At 58.2% G+C, this 14,719-nt stretch carries 16 protein-coding genes; 5 read left to right on the top strand and 11 right to left on the bottom strand.

Going from position 1 to position 14,719, the window contains the following annotated elements; translation table 11 throughout:
- Nucleotides 1–44: 44 nt before the first annotated feature.
- Nucleotides 45–458 carry a GFA family protein gene (locus tag C7H09_RS07135; protein WP_106761906.1) on the bottom strand — a complete coding sequence of 138 codons (414 nt, stop codon included), beginning with the start codon at nucleotides 456–458 and terminating at the stop codon, nucleotides 45–47.
- An 83-nt stretch (nucleotides 459–541) separates the two neighbouring features.
- Complete coding sequence (locus C7H09_RS07130) at nucleotides 542–1,312, bottom strand: glutathione S-transferase N-terminal domain-containing protein (RefSeq protein ID WP_106761960.1); 771 nt, start codon at nucleotides 1,310–1,312, stop codon at nucleotides 542–544.
- Between the two features lie 266 nt (nucleotides 1,313–1,578).
- Between C7H09_RS07130 and dacB the strand changes: the two genes are divergently transcribed.
- A complete protein-coding gene (dacB, locus tag C7H09_RS07125) occupies nucleotides 1,579–3,162 on the top strand; it encodes a D-alanyl-D-alanine carboxypeptidase/D-alanyl-D-alanine endopeptidase (RefSeq protein ID WP_420844183.1) in 1,584 nt (527 codons plus the stop codon).
- 90 nt (nucleotides 3,163–3,252) lie between these two features.
- Here dacB and C7H09_RS07120 read toward each other — a convergent pair whose 3' ends face one another.
- Both C7H09_RS07120 and C7H09_RS07115 read right to left on the bottom strand, forming a co-directional pair.
- A complete protein-coding gene (locus C7H09_RS07120; protein WP_106761904.1) occupies nucleotides 3,253–3,762 on the bottom strand; it encodes a fasciclin domain-containing protein in 510 nt (169 codons plus the stop codon).
- A gap of 168 nt (nucleotides 3,763–3,930) precedes the next feature.
- Nucleotides 3,931–4,206, bottom strand: a complete 276-nt coding sequence (locus tag C7H09_RS07115; protein WP_106761959.1) for a DUF2798 domain-containing protein — start codon at nucleotides 4,204–4,206, stop codon at nucleotides 3,931–3,933.
- Nucleotides 4,207–4,354: 148 nt separating this feature from the next.
- On the opposite strand from C7H09_RS07115, the gene C7H09_RS07110 reads away from it, so the two are divergent.
- The gene (locus C7H09_RS07110) at nucleotides 4,355–5,218 is read left to right on the top strand and encodes a DUF6279 family lipoprotein (RefSeq protein ID WP_106761903.1); all 864 of its coding nucleotides are present in this window, start codon (nucleotides 4,355–4,357) and stop codon (nucleotides 5,216–5,218) included.
- Between the two features lie 54 nt (nucleotides 5,219–5,272).
- Here C7H09_RS07110 and C7H09_RS07105 read toward each other — a convergent pair whose 3' ends face one another.
- The 5 genes from C7H09_RS07105 to C7H09_RS07085 are packed head-to-tail and all read right to left on the bottom strand — an operon-like array spanning nucleotide 5,273 to nucleotide 9,921.
- Nucleotides 5,273–6,043 (bottom strand): SDR family oxidoreductase, encoded by a 771-nt coding sequence (locus C7H09_RS07105; RefSeq protein ID WP_106761902.1) that lies wholly within the window; start codon nucleotides 6,041–6,043, stop codon nucleotides 5,273–5,275.
- 30 nt (nucleotides 6,044–6,073) lie between these two features.
- Nucleotides 6,074–6,763, bottom strand: a complete 690-nt coding sequence (locus C7H09_RS07100) for a histidine phosphatase family protein (RefSeq protein WP_106761901.1) — start codon at nucleotides 6,761–6,763, stop codon at nucleotides 6,074–6,076.
- Nucleotides 6,763–7,827 carry a phosphotransferase family protein gene (locus C7H09_RS07095; RefSeq protein ID WP_106761900.1) on the bottom strand — a complete coding sequence of 355 codons (1,065 nt, stop codon included), beginning with the start codon at nucleotides 7,825–7,827 and terminating at the stop codon, nucleotides 6,763–6,765. Before C7H09_RS07095 ends, C7H09_RS07100 begins: the two co-directional genes overlap by 1 nt.
- A gap of 21 nt (nucleotides 7,828–7,848) precedes the next feature.
- The gene (locus C7H09_RS07090) at nucleotides 7,849–8,670 is read right to left on the bottom strand and encodes an SDR family oxidoreductase (protein ID WP_106761899.1); all 822 of its coding nucleotides are present in this window, start codon (nucleotides 8,668–8,670) and stop codon (nucleotides 7,849–7,851) included.
- A 39-nt stretch (nucleotides 8,671–8,709) separates the two neighbouring features.
- Entirely contained in the window at nucleotides 8,710–9,921 is a 1,212-nt protein-coding gene (locus C7H09_RS07085; protein ID WP_106761898.1) for an acyl-CoA dehydrogenase family protein, read from the bottom strand.
- 144 nt (nucleotides 9,922–10,065) lie between these two features.
- Here C7H09_RS07085 and C7H09_RS07080 point away from each other — a divergent pair, with 144 nt between their 5' ends.
- Complete coding sequence (locus tag C7H09_RS07080) at nucleotides 10,066–10,968, top strand: LysR family transcriptional regulator (RefSeq protein ID WP_106761897.1); 903 nt, start codon at nucleotides 10,066–10,068, stop codon at nucleotides 10,966–10,968.
- Here C7H09_RS07080 and C7H09_RS07075 read toward each other — a convergent pair.
- On the bottom strand, nucleotides 10,962–11,318 hold the full coding sequence (locus tag C7H09_RS07075; protein ID WP_165794801.1) for a hypothetical protein: 357 nt from the start codon (nucleotides 11,316–11,318) through the stop codon (nucleotides 10,962–10,964). The two genes, C7H09_RS07080 and C7H09_RS07075, sit on opposite strands and share 7 nt — an antisense overlap.
- 161 nt (nucleotides 11,319–11,479) lie before the next feature.
- On the opposite strand from C7H09_RS07075, the gene C7H09_RS07070 reads away from it, so the two are divergent.
- The gene (locus C7H09_RS07070; RefSeq protein WP_106761896.1) at nucleotides 11,480–12,634 is read left to right on the top strand and encodes an isocitrate/isopropylmalate dehydrogenase family protein; all 1,155 of its coding nucleotides are present in this window, start codon (nucleotides 11,480–11,482) and stop codon (nucleotides 12,632–12,634) included.
- An 83-nt stretch (nucleotides 12,635–12,717) separates the two neighbouring features.
- The gene (locus C7H09_RS07065; protein ID WP_106761895.1) at nucleotides 12,718–13,977 is read left to right on the top strand and encodes an aspartate aminotransferase family protein; all 1,260 of its coding nucleotides are present in this window, start codon (nucleotides 12,718–12,720) and stop codon (nucleotides 13,975–13,977) included.
- 90 nt (nucleotides 13,978–14,067) lie between these two features.
- Here C7H09_RS07065 and C7H09_RS07060 read toward each other — a convergent pair whose 3' ends face one another.
- Nucleotides 14,068–14,634 (bottom strand): YceB family lipoprotein, encoded by a 567-nt coding sequence (locus C7H09_RS07060; protein WP_106761894.1) that lies wholly within the window; start codon nucleotides 14,632–14,634, stop codon nucleotides 14,068–14,070.
- Nucleotides 14,635–14,719 lie beyond the last annotated feature (85 nt).

The following is a 14,719-nucleotide window of genomic DNA, read 5'->3' as shown; positions in this document are numbered from 1 at the left end:
TCGCTTACCCCGGCCATCCGGTAAAACAGGCGGCCGGGCCGAGCTCAGTGCGGATCGTTGGTTCTTTCGGTTTTCTCGAACCGGGGCAGATCGTCGGTAATTTCAAACCAGTCGGATTTCGACCCGACATAAACGTGCTGTGCCGCCTTCTTGCCCAAAGGTTCATTGATTACCCCCACTCGCAAGCGCAGGATGCCGGGGATCGCATCAACCCGGCTGTAAAGCGCGCTACCGCAGCGGCTGCAGAAAGCCCGATACTTGCCGGGGCGGGATTCAAACTCGGTAATCTTGTCTTCACCCTGGGTGAACCGGAAACGCACCGCCTGCACCGGCGCGCTGGCCGAAAACGCGCTGCCGTGGTTACGACGGCACTGGCTGCAATGGCAAAGCGCCACCGGCCCCAGGGGCCCGTTGTATTCGAACTGGATATCACCACACAGGCATTGGCCGGTAAACATAAGGCGTCAGACTTCCCCGAAAGCAAACAGATCGCGCAAATGATACCGGCTCACCCCGGGATTACCAGCCCCGGGTGCATGACTCACTGGCCATAAGTAATTTCGAGGTATCTCAGAATTCGGGCTGACTCGAACAGCGCCTCCCCGGTGTTCGGATCTTCCAGATACGGCACCTGCACCCGGCCATGGGCCTGAAAAAACGCATCGCGCTTACCGCCGGGCCGCGGCCTGTAGGGGCCGGGTTTGATGCGCTGGCGCGCTGGCCCGACTTCTGACCAATGCTCCTTGCCAAGATTGTGCAGCGTGTAGGGAATCTCCAGTTCGCACAAGCGTTCCCGTACCAGCCTGGAAAACGGGCTGCCCTCAAAACTCCACAAGTGCAAGCCCTGCTCGGGATTGCGGGCCAACCGGGCCCGGGTGCCCCGCAGTTCACTGGCGCCGGAACCTGCCATACCCAATACCGGTTGCCAGGGGCGGGGCTGGTAATAACGGGGCACGGAACACTGGCCATACTGGCGGAACAGGTATTCAACAATGGCGTCGGATTCGTAGATCACCTCACCGGTGTTCTGGTCGTGCAGTAATGGGAACTGCTGCTTGCCGCCAAGCGCCTCGGCCTGGGCCAGATACTGTCGGCCACCTTTCGGGCAAGGACGGATTTCGACGTCCAGATGCAGTGCGGTCAACGCCTCCCGGGCCCGCCGGCAAAAAGGGCAGGCTTCGATATCGTACAGCACCAGCGGCTTTTCAGGTTGCCGGGCAGCCTTCACCACCAGGCACCCGCGCCAGGCAGAGAAGGAAGAGGTGGTAACCGATTCCAGCACGTTCAACGAATGCTTCAGCTTATTCAACATGGCACAACTCACATCGGGGATTGGGAACATTTTGCCATCCGGCATCGCAAAGCCATTGGCCTTCGGGCCGCTTCCAGACGGTTATCTCTTCAAACGCCAATAGTAACTGACTGATTCTGAAAGCCACTTACAGTCCGTCACAAAACCTCAATATAAACAACGCAACTACTGTCATCTTTTAACGTTATGTATAGGCTTTCTGCATAGTAGAAAGACAGAGAATAGGCTATTGTACAAAAAGGTCTCTTCAGCGGGTTCAGGTTATTATGACTCAGGATTCCAGGGCACAATCTGGCCCGGCCGGATGCTACGCCAGGTTTCAACACGGACTTTTGCGGTTGTCCGCAAGCGCCATGCTTTGCGGCAGCCTGCTGTCAGGCGCTGCACTAGCACAGCAACCAGGCTCCGCAGAAGATGCATTTGCCAGCTCGAAGCTATGGGCCACAAAGATACAAGCCTACGCCAAAAAGTCGCTGAACAGTGATCAGGCCCTGGGTGTCGCAGCCATCCCCCTGAACGGGCCGGGCATTGAGCAGTATGTGAACGCTGACACACTCATGAGCCCCGGCTCGATCATGAAGCTGGTCACCACCTACGCCGCCCTGGAGCTGCTGGGCCCGACTTACCATTGGAATACCGATTTCCTGACCGATGGCACCATGGTTGGCGACACCCTCGAAGGCAATCTTTATGTGCGCTTAGGCGGCGACCCCAAGCTGACGATAGAGCGCCTGTGGAGTGCCCTGGGCGAACTGAAGAGCATGGGCATCAACCAGGTAACCGGCGACCTGATCCTCGATGGCAGCCACTTTCTTGTCGATGGCGGGCTCCCTTCCTTCGAAGACAATGGGGACAATCCCCATGCACCGTTTCTGGTGGAGCCTTCCGGCTATCTCGTTAACCTGAATCTGCTGCAGTTTCAGGTTCGTGCCGATGAGCGCGGCACCCAGGCCTGGGCAACGCCGAACCTGAGTGATGTGATAATAGACAACCGGGTGACGGCAGTTCCCGAAGGCCCCTGCCCCGCCCGTAAAGGGTTCGATTGGGAACCGGTGTTCCATGCAGACCAGCGGGTGACCGTACGTGTGACCGGAGAGTTGCCCCAGGGCTGCCGAACTACCCGCTACCTGTCACTGCTGGATCACAAACACTACTCCTCCTCCATCATACGGTCTGTGCTGTCGGATATGGGTGTCGCCATTCTCGGCGGCAATCGCTTCGAAACCACTCCAGACGAGGCAAGGCTGGTCATCCGAACCACTTCCCCGGATCTGGTCTCCATGGTGCGGGATATTAACAAGTGGAGCAGCAACGTGATGGCCCGGCAGATGCTGCTGACCATTGGTGCTGAGCACCGCCTGCCCAAGGAGAAAGACGATCGCGTGGCGGGCATCCGGGTGGTTTATGACTGGCTGGAAAGCAAAGGGATCAACACCAACGGAATGGTGATCGACAATGGCGCGGGCCTCACCCGCCATGGCCGGATCAGCGCCCGACAAGGTGCGCAAATATTGCAGCGGGCCTGGGAAAGCCCCTACGCCTCAGACCTGATGGCCTCCATGCCCATCATCGCAATGGACGGCACCATGGCGCGCCGACTGCGGAACACCGGCATGGATGGCGAAGGCCGGATTAAGACCGGCTATCTGGAAAACGTGCGTTCAATCGCTGGCTTTACCCGGGACGATCACCAGACAACCTGGGCCATCGTCGGTATGGTGAACAACGATCCGGCCTGGAACGGCCAGGCCGTGCTTGATCGGGTGCTCTACTCACTGCATTACCGGCCACCGGTGGGGCTCTCTCTGTCACAGTCTGGTGAAGACAACACTGCCACCGCTGTGCAATAACGTCGTTGTGAACTGTCTTGCTGCCCTCGCCCGCAGTGAAAAAAGAGTGGCTGGCTTGGGCCGGGCTGAAAAAACGTTGTCGACCGCCTGCTAAGAACGAGCGAGAGAGACGAACTCCGATTGCCCGCCTCTCCCGTCTTTGTTACCTCTCTCCTGAGACAATGACAGCGCCACGTTTTCGCCGTTCACGGTGGCCACCAGGTTCGACGGGACAGGGCTTTGAGCAACATTGATCGCTGCGCCCGACTTGACCTCACCCACGGATGTTGCGAGAACGTGATAAGAGAGAACCTTATTCAGGAGTTCCGTATCAGCCAGTAATGTTGGCGCGTCAATTCCAAGATCCACCAGCAGAGCTTCAAAGGCTGTGTCTGTCGGCGCGAAGACCGTTAGCTCATCATCGCCGCCAAGCAAGGTTGCAATCGAAGGATCAGCGGCAAGAACCGCAGCTTCAAGAATTGTTGTATTCTCATTTTCGACGGCGATTTCAAGAATGTTCTGCGCAGGCACATCGGCCTTATCATCGTCATCACTGTCGCTACAACCGGCGAACAAGACACCGCTCGCCAACACTATTGGCAACACATATTTTGTCTTCATTGTTTCCGTTCCTCGTCTGGGACGTTGATTACCTGATCACGTGGTTCGAGCCCGCACTGATTCACCCCCTGATCAGTGTCAAACGCAAACTACGGCAGGTGACGGGAAACGGATTTACACTTTTTTACAATAGGGACAACAGAAGTGTTGTGGGTGATGGCGCCCCCGCTAATCGGGCTGGCGGCGCTCGGATGCGCTACTGGCGCCTGAAAACCTGGCAACCGTCCAGTCTGCCAACCTACCGGCCATCGGAGCAATGAACATAACCAGAGGGAAGGCCACGGCCCAGGCCACCACGAACGCGGCCAGCCAGCGATTCAGGAAGCCCGGCACAAGCCCCATGTTGATCAGGGTGATGATGCCGGACATCAACAGCGACATGAACCCGGACATATACAGCGAAAACACAAACTGGCGCACGCGTGACTGTTTGAACTTGGACATTCTGGTCTCTCTGTAATGGAACATTGGGCAGCTGGCATCCAGCGGGCGGCACAGGCCGTAAAAACTGACACGGCTGGCACGCAAGCGCTACCATCTTAGAAAGCGCACACTGAATTGCCATACGGCATTTTACTGAGGGATATCAACAATGGATGACCCGCTGCAAAGTTCACGGCGCCCGATATTCGGGCTCCTCGCTCTGGTATTGCTACTGGCTGGCTGCAGCTCCACAACGATGGCCTACCGTTACGCAGACTGGGGCATTGTCTGGTGGGTTGAAGACTACATTACCCTCACCAGCGAACAGAAAAGTCGCCTGAATAGCGATCTGGAGGATCTCCGGCAGTGGCATTGCACTGCAGAACTGCCACGTTATCAATCCTGGTTGGCTGATCTGACCTCCGGGCTTTCTGCTGGCCCGCCATCCCCAGACGACGTCCAGAGCCACCAGCAACAAGCCCTGGCGTTTATACCGGAATTACTCACCCGGGCCACACCCATCGCCACCCGCTTGCTGGCATCGTTAGACCACGAACAGGTGCAGGAACTCGCCCGAAACATGCAGGAAAAACAACAGGAACTGGAGCAGGAGCTGCTTCAGGGTTCCCGGGCTGAAGCCGCCCAGGCCCGGGCAGAACGAGCCGCCGAGCGGCTGGAGCGATGGCTGGGCGACCTCAACACAGAGCAGCGTGACATCATTAGCGACTGGTCGGCCAACCGCGGCCAACAGACGGAAATCTGGCTCCACAGCCGACGGAACTGGCAACTGGCGCTGCTGGACGCCCTGGAATTTCGTCAATCGCCGGAATTCGAGAACCGCATTGAGGAACTGCTGCTGCATTCCGACCGTTTTCGGGGTGAGGAATACCGCGCCATGATGGCAGAGAGCCAGCACGCAATGGCGGCTTTGATCCACTCGGTGATCAACGCAGGTGATCGTGAACAGCGCAATCACCTGCTGGCCAAAGCCTCGGAACTTCGGGGCGACTTCGCCTCACTTACCTGCAGCTAAAGCGCCGCACCTGGCGGTCGGAATGCAACACTGCCCGGCCGCCTGGTGCGCTCATTACACCGTCAGATAGCCGCCATCGGCGTTGATGCAGGCGCCGGTGGTGTAGCTGGAGGCGTCCGACACGAGATACAGCACGGTACCGGCCATTTCGTCCGGGTCTGCCACCCGCTTCATGGGAATGTGCGCCATGGCCTGCTTCTTGATGGCTTCGTTGCTGGTCAGCGCACTGGCGAATTTGGTATCGGTGAGCCCCGGTAGCAGCGCATTCACTCTTACTTTTTGTTGCCCCAATTCCATGGCAAAGGATTTGGTCATGGAGATGACCGCCGCCTTGGTGACCGAGTAAATGCCCTGAAAATGGCCCGGATTTACACCGTTCACTGAGGCAACGTTAACGATAGCGCCGCCACCGTTTTTCTTCATCAACTGGGCGCCTCGGGCACACATGAAGAAATAGCCTCGGATGTTCACATCAACGGTTTTCTGGAAGGCCCCCAAATCGGTATCTTCAACCGGGCCAAAATATGGATTGGCTGCGGCATTGTTTACCAGGATATCCAGCTTGCCATGGGTTCTGTCGATGTGTTCCCAGGCCGCTTCAATCTGTTCCATTTCACCAATATGGCAGGCAAAGGCTTCTGCGCTGCCGCCCTGCTCGCGGATGCTGGCCGCCACCGCTTCACAACCGTCAATCTTGCGGCTGCTGACAATCACGTGGGCACCGTGCTGCGCCAACAGGCGGGCAATGCTCTCACCGATACCACGGCTGGCACCCGTTACCAGGGCAATTTTTCCCGTCAGGTCAAACAGATTCTTGTTACTCATGGAATTCCCTCTTGGTGTTCAGTTGGAAAGCTATCGGAAGGTCACCAGGGCGGTATCTTCCGCCTCCAGGTGGCTGTAATTATTGAAAACCGACAAACTGCGCCTGGGCCCGGAATACAATAGACGGGACACGCTGGCGTTGGCGATGACACTGTTCAGTTCGAGCGTCTTGCGGTCTGACAACTCAAGCAACGACTGGGCAATCACCGCAATCGGCCCACCCGACGTGGCAACAATCACATCCGCACCCTCAGCCAGCGCCAGTAGCCGTTCCAGGGCATCGTTCACCCTTACCCGGAAGCCACACCAGGTTTCTGCGTAGTCGGCGTCGTGCTCACCACTCACCCAGCGCAGCACCGCCTGTTCAAAAACCTGCTGAAAGGCCCTGGCGGGTTTCGGAAAGCTGGCGAGATCCCGGGCCATCACCTGCTTGTCGGCCCACTCCGGTTTCAGCCGTTCCACCACCTCCAGATGATTGAACTCGTTCAAACCCTCAAGCACCTGCATATCCGGCAAGGCAACACCATATCCGGTGGCGATCGCCTCGACCGTTTCCCGGTGGCGCTGCAGATTGCCACCAAACACCGCGCCTGGTTGCACCTTATCAGCCAGCCAGCGGCCCAGAACCCGGCCTTGCTCCCAGCCCCTGGGCGATAGCTGATCGTAGTTTTCTTTGCCGAAACTGGCTTGCCCGTGGCGCACCAGGTAAATGGTGGCCATTACAGGTGGCTCTCGTCGATCAGCCGCTGGCAGCGTTTCTGCAGATAGTTGGCCGCCTGGCCAAACACGGCAAAGCGCTTGTCCTGGGTCTGGCCATGGTAGTAACGGTAATAAATCTGCTGAATGATCACCGCCAGCCGGAACAAGCCGTAGATTTCATAAAAGTCGAAGTTATCCGCCCGGAACCCGGATTGTTCCATGTAGTACTCCACCACTTCCTTGCGGGTCAGCATACCCGGCCGGTGGGTGGGCTGGCGGCGCAGCATCTGGAACGGGCCTTCGTCGTCCGCTTCAATCCAGTAGGCCAGGCTGTTACCCAGATCCATCAACGGGTCACCGATGGTGGCCATTTCCCAGTCCAGCACGCCAATCACTTCAAACGGGTTATCGGGGTTCAGTACCACGTTGTCAAAACGGAAGTCGTTGTGGATAACCACCTGGGCAAGGTCTTCCGGCATTTTCTCGTTGAGCCAGGCCATTACGGTTTCGAAATCGCCCACATCGTCGGTGCGTGCCTTGCGGAAACGGTCGCTCCAGCCGCTAATCTGCCGCTGCACGTAACCGGCGCCTTTGCCCAGCTTGTCCAGGCCTGCGGCTTTTGCATCTACCTTGTGCAGGTCTACCAGTTTGTCGATCACGTTCAGGCACAGCTTGCGGGTGTCTTCAGCACTCAGGCTGAAATCCTTGGGAAAGTCCTGTCGCAGGATGATGCCGTGCAAACGTTCCATAACGTAGAAATCACAGCCCAGTACGCTGTGATCGTCGCAAATCGAGACAATCTCTGGCACATAGGGATACGCCGGTTTCAGCGCCTGCATCACCCGGGCTTCCCGCAGCATATCGTGCGCGGACTTGGCGATTTTGCCAAACGGTGGTCGGCGCAATACGTAAGAACGCTCGCCATAATCCACCTGATAGGTCAGGTTGGATGCGCCGCCAGGGTACTGTTTGATGGTCGGCTGCCCTTCCAGGCCGGGGATGGCCTGTTTCATGAACCGGTCGACGGCGCCGGACTCCAGCGCCTCGCCGTCCCGTATCTCCACAGCCTGGTCAATCTGCGTCATTCCTCGTCTCCTGCGGTCAATTCAGGCGTTAGCCCTGGGGGCCATTTTTTTGAGCCAGCGTTTGCTCTCCTGGTGCATCAGCCAGTCGAAGGCCCAGGGCGCATGGCGTTTGAGTATCCACATTCGGCGTTCTTTGGCGTGGGGCAGCACCCAGAAGTCTTTGTCTTTGACGCTGCGGAAGATGTCGTCGGCCACGTCAGCGGCGGTGATGCCGGAGCGCTTCATCAGTTTGTTGACGTTCTGCTGGATGCCCGGAATGTCGGAGCGCATGCTGCTGGTCAGGTTGGTCTGGAAGAAGGCCGGGCACACGCAACTGACGTGTATGCCGGAGTCTCTGAGCTCCTGGCTGAGGGTTTCCGATAGTGCTATAACGCCTGCTTTGGAGACGTTGTAGCTGTTCATCAGGGGCGCCAGCATGAGCCCGGCCATGGAGGCGATGTTCACGAAGGTGCCCTGGCCCTGTTCTTTGAACACTGGGGTGAAGGTTTTGCAGCCGCGCACGACACCCAGCACGTTGATGTCGAGGATCCATTCCCAGTCGCCGATGGTGGTGTCTTCGATGGAGCCTGCGGAGGCAACGCCAGCGTTGTTGATGACGATGTCGACGCCGCCCCATTTTTGTATCAGTTCATCGCGGACTTTTTCGAAGTCGGTCAGGCGGCGAACGTCGCATTCCACAAAGTGGCCTTCACCGCCAGCGTTGTTGAGTTCGGTTTCAACCGCCATGCCCTGCTCGGGGTTAATGTCTCCGATACAGACTTTCGCGCCTTCTTTGGCATACCGCAACGCAATCGCCCGCCCCAGACCACTGGCCCCGCCGGTTATGAATACTCGTTGTGTCATTGTCTGTTCACCATTTTTTGTATGGGAGGTTCGTTATTCTTACGACTGATACTTCCGAAGCTCCAGGCGCGCCACCATCGCGCGATGGACTTCATCCGGGCCGTCTGCCAGCCTCAGAACCCGCGCATAGGCGAACAACGCCGTTAGCGGGAAATCTTCGTCGCTGACACCTGCGCCACCGTGTACCTGAATCGCATCGTCCACAATTTGCTGCAGCATGGTCGGTACCACTGCCTTGATCATCGAGACCTCCTGCAGCGCCCCCATGATGCCTTTGGTATCCAGCGCCCAGGCACACTTCAGGGTTAGCAGCCTGGCCTGCTCAATATTCATGCGGGCATGGGCGATGATATCCGGATTGGCGCCCAGTTTGGCCAGTGGGCGACCAAAGGCCTCTCGGGACATGGATCGCTTGATCAGTAGCTCAAGGGCACGCTCGGCGGCGCCAATAGCCCGCATGCAATGATGCACGCGGCCCGGGCCCAGGCGGCCCTGGGCGATTTCGAAGCCTCGGCCGGGGCCTGCGATGATGGCGCTTTTTGGCAGGCGCACGTTGTCGAACAGTACCTGGCCATGGCCATAGGGTTCGTCGTAAGCGCCAAAGACCGGCAGCATGCGTTCGATGGTGATGCCCGGGGTGTCCAGGGGCACCAGCACCATGGAGTGGCGGCGGTGTTTGTGGGCGCCCGGGTCGGTCACGCCCATGAAGATGCCCACTTTGCAGTCCGGATGGCCAACGCCCGTACTCCACCATTTACGGCCATTGAGTACCACTTCATCACCCTCGACAATGGCGGTGGCTTCCATGTTGGTGGCATCGGAAGACGCGACGGCCGGTTCAGTCATAAAAAATGCAGAACGGATGTCGCCACTGAGCAACGGCGGCAGCCACTCGGCTTTTTGCTGGTCAGAGCCGTAGTGGATCAGAACTTCCATGTTGCCGGTGTCGGGGGCGTTGCAGTTGAAAATTTCCGGGGCAATGAAGCTGCGGCCGGTTTCTTCGGCAATCAGCGCATAGTCGGAGTTGAGCAGGCCGCACCCATAGGTTTCATCCGGAAAAAACATATTCCAGAGCCCCTGGGCTTTGGCCTTCGCTTTCAGTTCTTTGATAACGGGCAGAACAACCCAGCGGTTGTCGAGAGCAGCGAGGTCTTTATGGTATTGCTCTTCGATGGGGTAGATTTCGTCGCGCATGAACTGTTTCACGCGCTGCAGGTAGTCCTGGCCTTTCTCGGAGATGTTGAAGTCCATGGTGCAGCTCCTTGCGCTGTCGGCCCCGGCGGGCGCACTGTCGATTCGTTAGCCGTCAGTCTAGGAGCCATTGCATTATTACGCGACTGAATTGTTCTTATCCTTTACCATTAGCGTTATTTATTCACTAACCGGAACGGGATAATGGCAACGAATCGCCTGGATCTGAATCTGTTGCACGTTTTCGACACCATCTATCGGGAAGGCAGCCTGACTCGGGCTGCGCGGGCTTTGCACCTGACCCAGCCTGCAATCAGTCATTCCCTGGCCCGGCTTCGGGATCATTTTGAGGATCCGCTGTTTACCCGTCAGGGCAATCAGATGGTGCCAACTCCGCTGGCCCGGCGCTTTCTGGAATCCATGCGCCCGGGGCTGACGCAGATCCAGAGCGCGGTCAACCAGTTCCATGCATTTGACCCCGCCAGCCAGCGTAAAACCTATTCTCTGGGGCTGCGGGATGTTCTGGAATCCACATTTTTGCCACAGCTGGTTGCCCGACTGGCACCCTATCCGGATCTGGAGATTCGCAGCCAGCAGGTGGCCCGGCGTGACATGGAAACGCAATTGGCGGCGGGCAAGCTGGACTTCGCTATTGACGTGCTCTTGCCGGTGAGTGATCAGACCAGCCATGAACTTCTACGGCAGGATCGGTTGGTGGTGCTGGCCCGCAAAGGCCATCCTCTTGTTCAGGGAGAACTGGATCTGCCGGGTTATCTTGCGGCCCGGCATATTCTGGTGTCGTCCCGGGCGGAAGGGCCGGGCATTGAGGATTTTGAGTTATCCCGGCTGGGTGTCCAGCGCTCCATACGCATGCGTTGTCAGCATTACTACGCCGCCTGCCGGGTGGTGGAGAACTCCGATTTGCTGCTCACCATGCCGGAAACCTACGCTTGCATTCTTGCCCAGAGCACCGAGATTGAGGTGTTGGCACCGCCGGTGGACATGCCGTCCATTGATGTCCATCTGTACTGGCACAAAGCCTATGCGCAGGAGCCTGCGCTGCTATGGTTCCGGGACTTGCTGAAAAACCTGCAGCCGCTTCAGTAGGCGCCCACCAGCATCAGAAAGCCGAAGAAGCCTGCGGCGGTAATGCCCAGCGACAACAGGACAATACCGAACCCCCACCAGACGGCAGCACCGTCTGAAATCGCCACGTCGTGGCCGCGAAGCGTGCGATAGAACGCCCAGGGGCCCAGCACAAAGGCGCCAATCACAGCGAACACCAGGCCAATGGCAATGCCGGCAAAAGTCCAGGTGGCCAGCACCGTGGCACGATCGGAGGTCTGGTCAGTGACGCCATGGTGCTCCAGAAATTTCTTGCAGAAGAACCACACCAGGGCAAACAGGGCGGCCACGAACACCAGGCCGCCGATCAGAGTCACAATTCGATAGAGCACAGTCAGAATCTCGCCAAACGGGTTAGCGCCACTATAACCTGCTGATCGAAAGCGGTAAAACCTGAAAACCACCGGGGTGTTCACTGGCATCTTCAGACTGCCGGTCTACACTGGGGCTGTTGTGCTGAATTCGCCACGCCACAGAGAAAGGAGCTTTGGGAATGGCCCAGACCACCCGCATTGCAGTTACCCCGGGAGACGGTATCGGTCCGGAAGTGGTTGCGGAGTCTATCCGCTGCCTGGAGGTGTTGAAAGACAAACACAAGCTGGCACTGGACTGGACGCAATTTCCCTGGCCGTCACACGCCTGGCATCAGGAGCATGGTGAGTCCTGGCCTGCCGATGCGCTGGTTCAGTTACAGGCTTATGACGCCATCCTGCTGGGCGCTCTGGGCGACCCCGGGCCGCTTCACGACAAAGACCGGTATCTGTTGAGTGACAGCGTGTCTCTGGGGCCCCTGCTGGAAATGCGCAAGGGTTTTGACCAATGGGTGTGCGAGCGCCCGGCTCGCCTGCTGCCCGGCGCCAGGCAATATCTAAAGGACGATCGCGCCAAAGACATTGATATGCTGGTGATCCGTGAAAACAGCGAAGGTGAGTATGTAAGCCAGGGCGGACGCCTGCGCCAGGGTACGCCGGATGAGGTGGCCACCCAGATGGAAGTGTTCACCCGCCGCGCCACCGAGAGAATTATTCGCTACGGCTTCGACCAGGCCCGCAAGCGCGCCAGCGATCGGCTAAAAGAAGCCCGCACCCGCAGCTTCCGAACCTTCGAGGGACATATCTGTGAAAGCCAGGTATGCCTGATCACCAAGCGCAATGCGCTGCGCTACTGGGGTGATATGTACACCGAGGTGTTCGAGGAAATCGCCCGTGAATACCCGGATGTCGCCACCCACCACGAACTGGTGGATGCTGCCTGCATGAAATTCGTGCAGAGCCCCTGGGCGTTTGATGTAGTCGTCGCCAGTAATTTGCAGGGTGACATTCTTACCGATCTGGCGGCGGTGCTGTCTGGCGGCATGGGGGTGGCGCCCTCCTGCAACCTCAATCCCAGCAACACCGATGTGCCCTCCATGTTCGAACCCACCCATGGTAGCGCGCCTGATATTGCAGGCCAGGGCATTGCCGACCCGACCGCCATGCTGTTCACAACGGCGCGGATGCTCGAATGGCTGGGCCGGAAAGATCCTGTTCTCGCCCATGCCGGGCAGGAGTTGTTCCATGCTGTTGCCGCAGACCTTGCCGAAAAAGGCACCCAAAGGCGCAGCACCCGGGAAATCGGCGACGCGGTTCGCCAGCGCCTGATTACCTGAATGGTGTCGGGCCGCAGCTTGGCTGTGGCTGGCAAACACCGCTTTGGAAAAGAAGCAGTTCGTTCACTTCGGGAGGTACCCTCATGACGGATCACAAAGGCAAACTTTCCCCCCTGCTCAAGCAGGCCACCGGCATTACCGCCGCCAAAGGCGAAGGTGCCTACATTATTGACCCGGAAGGTCGCCGCTATCTGGATTTCACATCCGGTATAGGCGTAACCAGTACCGGCCACTGTCACCCAAAAGTGGTGGCCGCAGCCCAGAAGCAGGTGGCCACCATGATTCATGCCCAGGCCACCACGGTGATGAATCCGCGTCTGCCGGAACTGGCCGAAAGGCTGGGCGCGCTGACCCCCGACCCGCTCAATGCTTTTTTCTTCTCCAACGCGGGCACCGAAGTGGCCGAGGGCGCCATTCGTCTGGTGCGGCAAGCCACCGGCCGCCCCAACGTGATCGTGTTCCACGGTGGTTTTCACGGCCGGACTATGGGCTCACTGTCGATGACCACCTCCAGCGTCGGCCTGCGGGCCGGTGTCAGCCCGATGATGGGGGGCGTGGTGGTAGCTCCATTCCCCCACGCCTTTCACTATGGCTGGAGCCTGGACGAAGCAACCGACTTCTGTCTGAAAGAGCTCGACCGCATCTTCGTTACCTATTCCGCCCCGAAAGAAACAGCGGCCATGCTGATTGAGCCGGTGCAGGGCGAAGGCGGTTACGTGCCCGCCAATACAAGGTTCATGCAAGGCCTGCGGGAACGCTGCGACAAACACGGCATCATGCTGGTGTTTGATGAGGTACAGGCAGGCTTTGGCCGCAGTGGTAAATTCTGGGCCCATGAACACTTTGGTGTTACGCCCGATGCCATCATGATTGCCAAGGGCCTGGCCAGCGGTTTCCCGATTTCTGCACTGGCGGCATCCGAGGAGACCATGGCCAAAGGCTGGCCCGGCTCTCAAGGCGGCACCTATGGCGGGAATGCCGTGGCCGCAGCGGCTGCCATCGCCACCATCGAAGTGATTCAGGAGGAAGGCCTGGTACAGAACGCCGACACCATGGGCCAGCGGCTGTGGGACAACCTGCAGGCACTGAAAAAAGACTACCCGGAAATGGCAGACATTCGCGGCAAGGGCCTGATGATTGGCGTGGAAATGCGCCGAGGCGATTGCCCGGACGGGGAGCGTGCGGGCAAGCTACTGAAGGAATGCGAGAAACGGGGATTGCTGATGCTCAGATGTGGCCCCTATCAGGAAATCGTACGCTGGCTGCCGCCGTTGATCGTAAATGAACAACAGATCGACGAAGCCACGGGCATTTTTGAGGAGGCGCTTCGGGCAACCGCCTGACTCTTTCTGCTCCATTTGTGCCGCAATAAAAAGCCGGAGGCAGAACGTTTGCCTCCGGCTTTTTTGTTCAATGGTGCAGGCTCAGACCGCTCAACGATCCGCCATCACGAACTCCAGGCGCCCGGGCGCTACCCGCACATCCATGGGCACCATGCCAAACATTTTCTGGGCAAGGTCGGTTTCATCCAGACGATACACCGGCATGGTTTCCAGCATCTGAGCCACCAGGCGCATCACGTTGTCGGTCACCGGTGCCAAATCACCCTTGAAGAATGGTGAATCGATCGAGCTTTCCAGCAACTGCAGCCTACGGATATAGACCGCCTTCTCCTTGCTGTCGTACATCGGTGCGCCTTCGACTTTCAGCGCCAGATCTACCGGCAGCTTGGTCAACAGGGCGTTGAGCGCCACCTGACCGCGTAAATCAATAATCGCCACATCCCGACCGTCCGGGCCCAGCGTAATATCCGCATCCGACAGACTCAAACTCAATGGTGAGCTGCCCTTGAGCTGCTTGCGGTCGAATTCCGCCACCACTTTTTTCAGATGACCTTCAATTTCACCCTCTGAAATCGCATAGGGCGACATACTGGCACAGCCGCTGGCCAGCACAGTAACCGCCAGCAGCAATAGCCAGATTTTGGTTTGCTTCAACATGATACGGAGTTTCCTGATAAAAGAACCGGTTCAATCCTGCGCCAGGCCCGGCTCGGGTTCAAGCTGCAATCATTAACAATTGGTC

This window comes from Marinobacter fuscus (assembly GCF_003007675.1).
Taxonomy (GTDB): Bacteria; Pseudomonadota; Gammaproteobacteria; order Pseudomonadales; family Oleiphilaceae; genus Marinobacter; species Marinobacter fuscus.
The sequence above is the reverse complement of the archived record's forward strand: the minus strand, read 5'-3'. Positions and strand labels throughout refer to the sequence as shown.

What these genes read in the sequence shown, in the direction of transcription:
- C7H09_RS07135 (WP_106761906.1), bottom strand. Translation starts at nt 458, where the DNA reads ATGTTTACCGGCCAATGCCTGTGTGGTGATATCCAGTTCGAATACAAC.
- C7H09_RS07130 (WP_106761960.1), bottom strand. Translation starts at nt 1,312, where the DNA reads ATGTTGAATAAGCTGAAGCATTCGTTGAACGTGCTGGAATCGGTTACC.
- dacB (WP_420844183.1), top strand. Translation starts at nt 1,579, where the DNA reads ATGACTCAGGATTCCAGGGCACAATCTGGCCCGGCCGGATGCTACGCC.
- C7H09_RS07120 (WP_106761904.1), bottom strand. Translation starts at nt 3,762, where the DNA reads ATGAAGACAAAATATGTGTTGCCAATAGTGTTGGCGAGCGGTGTCTTG.
- C7H09_RS07115 (WP_106761959.1), bottom strand. Translation starts at nt 4,206, where the DNA reads ATGTCCAAGTTCAAACAGTCACGCGTGCGCCAGTTTGTGTTTTCGCTG.
- C7H09_RS07110 (WP_106761903.1), top strand. Translation starts at nt 4,355, where the DNA reads ATGGATGACCCGCTGCAAAGTTCACGGCGCCCGATATTCGGGCTCCTC.
- C7H09_RS07105 (WP_106761902.1), bottom strand. Translation starts at nt 6,043, where the DNA reads ATGAGTAACAAGAATCTGTTTGACCTGACGGGAAAAATTGCCCTGGTA.
- C7H09_RS07100 (WP_106761901.1), bottom strand. Translation starts at nt 6,763, where the DNA reads ATGGCCACCATTTACCTGGTGCGCCACGGGCAAGCCAGTTTCGGCAAA.
- C7H09_RS07095 (WP_106761900.1), bottom strand. Translation starts at nt 7,827, where the DNA reads ATGACGCAGATTGACCAGGCTGTGGAGATACGGGACGGCGAGGCGCTG.
- C7H09_RS07090 (WP_106761899.1), bottom strand. Translation starts at nt 8,670, where the DNA reads ATGACACAACGAGTATTCATAACCGGCGGGGCCAGTGGTCTGGGGCGG.
- C7H09_RS07085 (WP_106761898.1), bottom strand. Translation starts at nt 9,921, where the DNA reads ATGGACTTCAACATCTCCGAGAAAGGCCAGGACTACCTGCAGCGCGTG.
- C7H09_RS07080 (WP_106761897.1), top strand. Translation starts at nt 10,066, where the DNA reads ATGGCAACGAATCGCCTGGATCTGAATCTGTTGCACGTTTTCGACACC.
- C7H09_RS07070 (WP_106761896.1), top strand. Translation starts at nt 11,480, where the DNA reads ATGGCCCAGACCACCCGCATTGCAGTTACCCCGGGAGACGGTATCGGT.
- C7H09_RS07065 (WP_106761895.1), top strand. Translation starts at nt 12,718, where the DNA reads ATGACGGATCACAAAGGCAAACTTTCCCCCCTGCTCAAGCAGGCCACC.
- C7H09_RS07060 (WP_106761894.1), bottom strand. Translation starts at nt 14,634, where the DNA reads ATGTTGAAGCAAACCAAAATCTGGCTATTGCTGCTGGCGGTTACTGTG.